This window comes from Vibrio sp. YT-19(2023) (genome assembly GCF_033337395.1).
The window spans coordinates 1-551 of record NZ_JAWOQN010000971.1 but is presented as its reverse complement, the minus strand read 5'-3'; the positions used below and the strand labels follow the sequence as shown (position 1 = coordinate 551).

The window sequence follows — 551 nt, the reverse complement described above, 5'->3', positions numbered from 1 at the left end:
AGCAAACACCCCCCCAGCCCAAGCGAAAAAGTTGAACGTCGTGGGAAAAGATAAGCTAAGAAAACGAGTGATTTTGTCCAACACTAAGCTGGCACGAATATCGCCCCAACCAAAGGCGATAATGTGTTTTTTCAACCACAAATAACCAAATAAACAACCAACTTCAATGGCTCCACTGATCACCGTTGCAATTGCTGCACCGGTAATACCAAGGGCAGGAAAGCCTAGGTGACCGAAAATCAACACCCAGTTTAAAAACACGTTGGAGAGAATACCGATGCCGCTAAAGAAAGTACTCAACCCTGGTTGATGCATAGCACGTAATCCCACCGCCATACTGGCAACACACGCCACTGCGAACATACTGGCTGATGAAATTACCAAGTAGCTTGACCCAAGCTCAATCACCTCTTGGGAATCCGTGGTCAAGCCCATGATTGGCTGCGGGAAAAAGACGAATAAACAAACGGCCAGCGCGGCAAACACCATCGCAATCATCCAGGTCAGCGACGTACTTTGTCTTACGCCAATTTTGTCTCCCGCTCCCCAGT

Annotated in this window: 1 protein-coding gene; it reads right to left on the bottom strand. The window is 48.1% G+C overall.

Translation table 11 applies throughout. The features are described 5' to 3' along the window. Nucleotides 1–551: MATE family efflux transporter (locus R7E78_RS29485; RefSeq protein ID WP_318059064.1), on the bottom strand; the 551-nt coding region annotated here is incomplete at both ends.